Annotated in this window: 6 protein-coding genes; all 6 read left to right on the forward strand. The window is 35.5% G+C overall.

Annotated elements, in window-relative coordinates; all coding sequences use genetic code 11:
• On the forward strand, positions 1 to 138 hold a 138-nt coding region (locus WC906_04860; protein MFA5777743.1), incomplete at its 5' end, for a His/Gly/Thr/Pro-type tRNA ligase C-terminal domain-containing protein.
• A complete protein-coding gene (locus WC906_04865) occupies positions 135 to 1,082 on the forward strand; it encodes an NGG1p interacting factor NIF3 (GenBank protein ID MFA5777744.1) in 948 nt (315 codons plus the stop codon). The genes WC906_04860 and WC906_04865, both read left to right, overlap by 4 nt.
• 128 nt (positions 1,083 to 1,210) lie before the next feature.
• Positions 1,211 to 2,479, forward strand: coding sequence for a pitrilysin family protein (locus tag WC906_04870; protein MFA5777745.1), 1,269 nt, complete (start codon positions 1,211 to 1,213; stop codon positions 2,477 to 2,479).
• 4 nt (positions 2,480 to 2,483) lie between these two features.
• Positions 2,484 to 3,512, forward strand: coding sequence for an AI-2E family transporter (locus tag WC906_04875; GenBank protein ID MFA5777746.1), 1,029 nt, complete (start codon positions 2,484 to 2,486; stop codon positions 3,510 to 3,512).
• Between the two features lie 118 nt (positions 3,513 to 3,630).
• Positions 3,631 to 4,593: a hypothetical protein gene (locus WC906_04880; protein MFA5777747.1), complete on the forward strand. Its 963-nt coding sequence runs from the start codon at positions 3,631 to 3,633 to the stop codon at positions 4,591 to 4,593.
• Positions 4,594 to 4,697: 104 nt separating this feature from the next.
• Complete coding sequence (locus WC906_04885) at positions 4,698 to 5,948, forward strand: GIY-YIG nuclease family protein (GenBank protein ID MFA5777748.1); 1,251 nt, start codon at positions 4,698 to 4,700, stop codon at positions 5,946 to 5,948.
• Positions 5,949 to 6,111: the final 163 nt, after the last annotated feature.

The following is a 6,111-nucleotide window of genomic DNA, read 5'->3' on the forward strand; positions in this document are numbered from 1 at the left end:
GGAACCCCGTATTGTGTAACTGTCGATTTTGACAGCTTAGAGAATGGGGACGTAACGGTTAGAGATCGAGACACGATGGAACAAAGCAGAATTAAAATAGAAGAATTAGATAATTATTTTAAAGAAAAGTTTTTATGAACCTTCAGCAAATCTACAAACTGGCAATCGAAATGGGAATCAAATCCGATTTCAGAACCAAAGAGCATATTGCGAAAGAACTCAAGAGAACCAGAGAAAAGTACGAAAAACTTTCCAGGGACAAAAAAGAAATTTTTGACGCGGAAAAATTAACCAATCCATATTCCGATACCAGAATTCATTTTGACAATGGAGAAAAAAATATAAAAAAAGTGATGGTAGGAATTGATATTGATACGGCCGAATTAATGATGGCTGAGGAATTGGATATCGAAACCGTAATCGGACATCACCCGGTTGGAATGGGATTGGCCGGATTGGACGATGCTATGCATCTTCAGGCCGACGTCTTGGCTCAATATGGAGTGCCGATAAACATCGCCGAAAGTTTGATGAAGATAAGAATCAGCGAAGTAACTCGAGGAGTAAGCGCAGCTAATCATTACAAAGCTGTTGATTCGGCAAAACTTTTGAAAATCGGTTTCGTAAATGTCCATACTCCCGCGGATAATTTGGTAGCCAACTTTGTCGACAAAAAAATTAAAAAAGACAAGCCGGAATATGTGGGAGAAATTATCAAATCACTTTTGGAAATACCGGAATATAAAGAAGCGGCCAAAAAGGGTTTTGGGCCAATGATATTTACCGGTTCGGAGGATAGCAAGGCGGGAAAAATCGCGTTGACAGAAATTACCGGAGGAACTGAAGGAAGCAAGGGAATGTATGAAAAACTTTCGCAAGTTGGAATTGGAACGGTAATTGGAATGCATATAAGTGAAGAGAATCGAAAAGAAGCGGAAAAATATCATATCAACGTGGTTATTGCTGGACACATCTCTTCCGATTCCTTGGGAATGAATTTGTTTTTGGATGAGCTTCAGAAGAAAGGGATAGAAATTGTGCCATGTTCAGGACTTATCAGGTTTAGTAGGATTAAGAAATAAAAAATAGAAATCAATTTTTAAATTTTGTAATTTTTAATTTTATAAATAATTTCTAATTTTTAATGTTTAAAAATTTAGATTTAAGATTTATTTAAAAATTCAAAAATTAAGAATTAAAAAATTCTTTTATGAATCACAAAAAAACAATCCTGCCCAATGGGCTTCGCATTTTGACTGTTCCGATGAAAAACACGGAAACGGTGACGGTGGTGGTGATGGTCGGCGTCGGGTCGAGATATGAAACTGAAAAAGAAGCCGGGCTTTCCCATTTTATCGAGCATATGATGTTTAAAGGAACGGAGAAAAGGCCGACCACTTTGGATATTTCCGAAACGCTGGATTCTATTGGAGGAGAATTTAACGCTTTTACCGGTGTGGACAAGACTGCTTACTATGCCAAAGTGGATGCCAAGCATTCAGAAGTAGCTTTGGATGTTATTTCCGATATGTTCTTGAATTCCAAAATAGAAGAAGTTGAAATTGAAAAAGAAAAAGGAACGATTATCCAGGAAATAAGCTTATATGAAGATACTCCTACAATAGATGTGGAAATAGTTTTAGGAGATCTTTTATACAAAAAAAATCCACTGGGAGTTCCTGTTGCTGGATTTAAAAAAACTGTCTCAGCTTTCAAGAGAAAAGATTTTATGGATTATCTCAGGCGTTTTTATGTGGCCAATGATTCGGTGGTTTGCATTGCCGGGAAATTTAATGAGAAAAAAACTCTAGATTTGGCCAGGAAATATTTTTCCGGGATGAAAAAAGGCGTGAAGCCGAAGTTTAAAAAAGTGATTGAGAATCAAAAAAAACCGAAACTGATAGTTAAGCAAAAAAATACCGACCAGACCCATTTTCTTTTAGGTTCAAGAACGTTTAATTTTAATCACAAAGATCGTTTTGCTCTGGGACTACTTTCGATTATTTTGGGAGGCAATATGAGTAGTCGACTTTTTATTGAAGTCAGAGAGAAAAGAGGACTAGCCTATCATGTCAGAACTTCTACCGATGCTTTCGAAGATTGCGGAATTTTAGCAACTCAAGCCGGAGTGAATCATGATAAGCTGGAGCTCACAATTGAAACTATTTTAAACGAATACCGAAAAATTTCAACTGAAAAAGTAAGCAATAAGGAGCTCCAAAATGCCAAGGATTTTATCAAGGGAAAAAGCGTGATGGGTTTTGAATCGTCGGATGAAGTGGCAATGTTTTTTGTCGATCAGGAAGTGAAAAAGAAGAAAATAATGACTTTGCCGGAGATATTCAAAAACATAGACAAAGTTAAGGAAAGTGATATATTAAGGGTAGCAAAAGATGTTTTCCAAAACAAGAAGCTCGACCTGGCGGTTATCGGACCGCATAAGGATGGGAAAAAATTGGAAAAAATACTAAAAATATAAGCTTATGCTTAGCAAACACACAGTCGACATTTCTACGGGTATTATTTTCAGAACAGTCCTGATTCTTCTTGGAATCTGGTTTTTGTATATGATTCGGGATATTGTGGCAATTCTTTTTATTTCAGTTATTGTTGCGGCGGCAATAGGACCGATAGTCGATTGGATGAACAAAAAAAGGATTCCAAGATCTTTGGCGGTGCTAATAATATATATCATCCTTTTTTCTATAATTGGAACTATCATTTACTTTCTGATTCCTCCTATTGTTGAGCAAGCCAAGGATTTTTCCCAGAATTTTCCGGTTTATGCGGAAAAAATAACGGGAGCTTTCAGGGGATTGGAAAAGTATGTCCAAGAACACAATGTTTCTTTTAGTGAACAAAGCTTGTTTCAAGATATTGGGAAGCAACTTACTCAATCATCTTTATCGATATTTTCTACGACCGTTGGATTTTTTTCCGGGTTTATTTCGATAGTCGTTATTTTGTCTCTTGCTTTTTATCTTTCAGTAAAAAAAGACGGAATGAAGGGATTTGTTGTCGCTATTACTCCCTCGAAATATCATGATTATGCGATTTCTGTGGCGGATAAAATAAATGTGAAAATAGGAAGATGGATGCAGGGGCAGTTGCTTTTAATGCTTATCATTTTTACTCTTGATTTTTTGGCGCTGTATTTTCTCGATATTCCTTATGCCTTAATCTTGGCAATTCTAGGAGGACTTTTGGAGATAGTGCCTTATCTTGGGCCTATAATTGCAGCTGTTCCGGCAGTAATTTTGGGATTTTTAGTTTCTCCTCTTACTGGAATTTTGATTTTGATTGCTTATGTTATTATCCAACAGGCTGAAGGGCACATTATTACTCCCCAGGTAATGAAAAAAGCCTTGGGGCTTAATCCGATAGTAGTTATTCTAGCTCTTCTCATCGGAGCAAAAATAGGAGGAGTGCTGGGAGCCATTTTGTCAGTTCCAATAACAACAGCAATGAGCGTTTTTGTGGATGATTTGGTGGAAAAGAAAAAAGAGGAATAATGAAACAATATTTTTTAGGGAAAGAAAAACCTAGGCGCTTTATAAGCAATCAGGTTTTTTTATTTGCAAATTTTTTTTACTGGTCTTATTATAAAATATACCTCTAAAATACAATTCAATGCTTAATAATGCCCAAAAACAGATAATTGCCGCTATTGTCTATTATGACGAACTAAATTATCCCCTGACGGCTTTTGAGGTCTGGAAACATCTTGCAATAATCAGCGAGCAGGACGCCAGTGAACAGGAAAAGCTATTCGGGATTTCATTATTGGATGTTATGAATAATTTAGAAAGCGGGGAAGCAAGAAAATACATTGAAGAATATCGAGGATTTTATTTTATGGAAGGGCGAAAAGAATTAGTTGAAAGCAGACTCAAAAAAAATAAGATTGCTTGCTTAAAATTAAAAAAGCTTCGAAGGGTCGTCTATTTTTTGAGATTTGTTCCTTTTGTCCGAATGATTGCGACGACCGGAAGGATGGCTATGAAAAACACTAGCAGGAATAGCGATTGGGATCTTTTTGTGATATTAAAGAAAGGCAAAATATGGACGGGAAGAACTTTAGTCACTGTCTTTATTCATATGATAGGGAAAAGAAGATACGGCAATAAAATAAAAAATAGAATTTGCCTTAATTATTTTATTACTGATGAATCTTTAAAAATAAATATTGAAGGGAGGCCGTTTGAAGTCAATTTATTTTCCGCCAATGAGTATTCTTTTATGATTCCTTTTTTTGGTTTTAAAACTTTTAGAAAGTTTCAGATTAGAAATTCATGGATAAAAAAGTTCAAACCTAATTTCGAAATTTCCGAAGCTAGAAACCCAAAGATGGTCAGTGACAGTCGTTTTTCAAAGGTAATTAGAAAATGCGGGGAAAGGCTTCTGAGATTCAATTTCATTGAAAATTTGCTTCGGAGAATAGAGAGAGAAAAGATTGCCAATAATCCCAAAACGCACAAGACTGGCAGTATAATTGAAGCCAATGACACTGAACTGGCGTTTCTTCCTGAGCCCCAAGGAAAAGAAATATATGAAAGATGTCGGGAAAAGCTGGTTTCATTGGGAATTGTTTAGTTTTTTAAGTTGTGTCATTCCGAGCGAGCGATAGCGAGTCGAGGAATCTAATTAGATCTTTCGACTCCGTGTCGCGACGACACTTCGCTCAAGATGACATTTTTATGCAGATGATGTCGAATAATAATATTAAAAAACTTTCTTCTAATTCTGGCGTTTATATTTTCAAAGATAAAACCGGAATAATTTTGTATATTGGCAAAGCGACTAACTTAAAAAACAGAGTCAGCTCTTATTTCAATGGAAGAATTGAAAATCGTCCGGTGCAATATGCTATTTCTCAAATTGCGAAAATTGAAACTAGAGAAACCGATTCGGTTTTGGAAGCGTTGATTTTGGAGGCCAATTTAATCAAAAAATACCAGCCGAAATATAATGTTGATTTAAAAGATGACAAATCGTTCAGTTATGCGGTAATTACCAAAGAAAAATTTCCCAGAATTTTAATTTTTCGAAGAACCGATTTAGAAAAAAATAAGAATATTATCAAATATAATTATGGTCCGTACACTTCTAAAAAACAATTGGAAATTGCGCTTAAAATTATTCGCAAGATTTTCCCCTATCATTCGCTTAGACAACAAACGGAAAAAGGCTGTCTAGACTACCAAATTGGACTTTGCCCGGGACCGCACGCTGGAGCGATTTCCCGAAAAGAATATCTCAAAAATATCCGAAATATTAAAATGATATTGGAAGGAAAGAAAAAAAGTTTGGTTAAAAAAATGGAAAAAGAGATGCAAGATTTTTCTAAAAAGTATGAGTTCGAAAAGGCGGGGGAAATCAGGAATAAAATATTTGCTTTGAATCATATTCGCGATATTGCGCTAATATCCAAAGATGAGCAGTTATCAGCAATCAGCAATCAGTCATTAAATATTCGCCTCGAAGCCTATGATATTTCTAATATTTCCGGACAATACGCGGTCGGATCGATGGTAGTTTTTAAAAACAATGAACCGGACAAATCGCAGTATCGAAAATTCAAGATAAAAACTGTTTCAAGCGCGGATGATGTGGGAATGATGAAGGAAGTTTTGATGCGAAGATTTAATAATAATTGGCCAAAACCGGATCTTATATTATTGGATGGAGGACAAGGACATCTTAGTATGTATGATAAATTAGCGCGCGAATTAAAACTGGAAATACCGGTAATTGCTGTCGCCAAAGGACCCACACGTAAAATTTCTAATTTCCAATTTCTAATTTCTAAACAATTTCCAATTTCCAAATTTTCAAATGATTTAAAAAATATTATAAATGATAAAAATCTTTTAGGAAGAATAACCAGCGAAGCGCATCGTTTTGCGATTGCTTATCATAAAAAAGTGAGAAGAAAAAGCTTTATTTAGTTATTTTGACTTTGGCTGCTGAAAATAAAACAAGAACTGTATAGTTAACAGTCAAGGGTAACACTTTGCAGGTATTTCTCTTGAGGTGTAAGCCCATTAAGAGTTAAATGTATTCTTTGAAAATTGTAATAGCTTAGCCACTCATAAGGAGTTTTCCAGATTC

It is taken from the genome of Parcubacteria group bacterium (assembly GCA_041657845.1).
GTDB lineage: Bacteria > Patescibacteriota > Minisyncoccia > Moranbacterales > JAKLHP01 > JAKLHP01.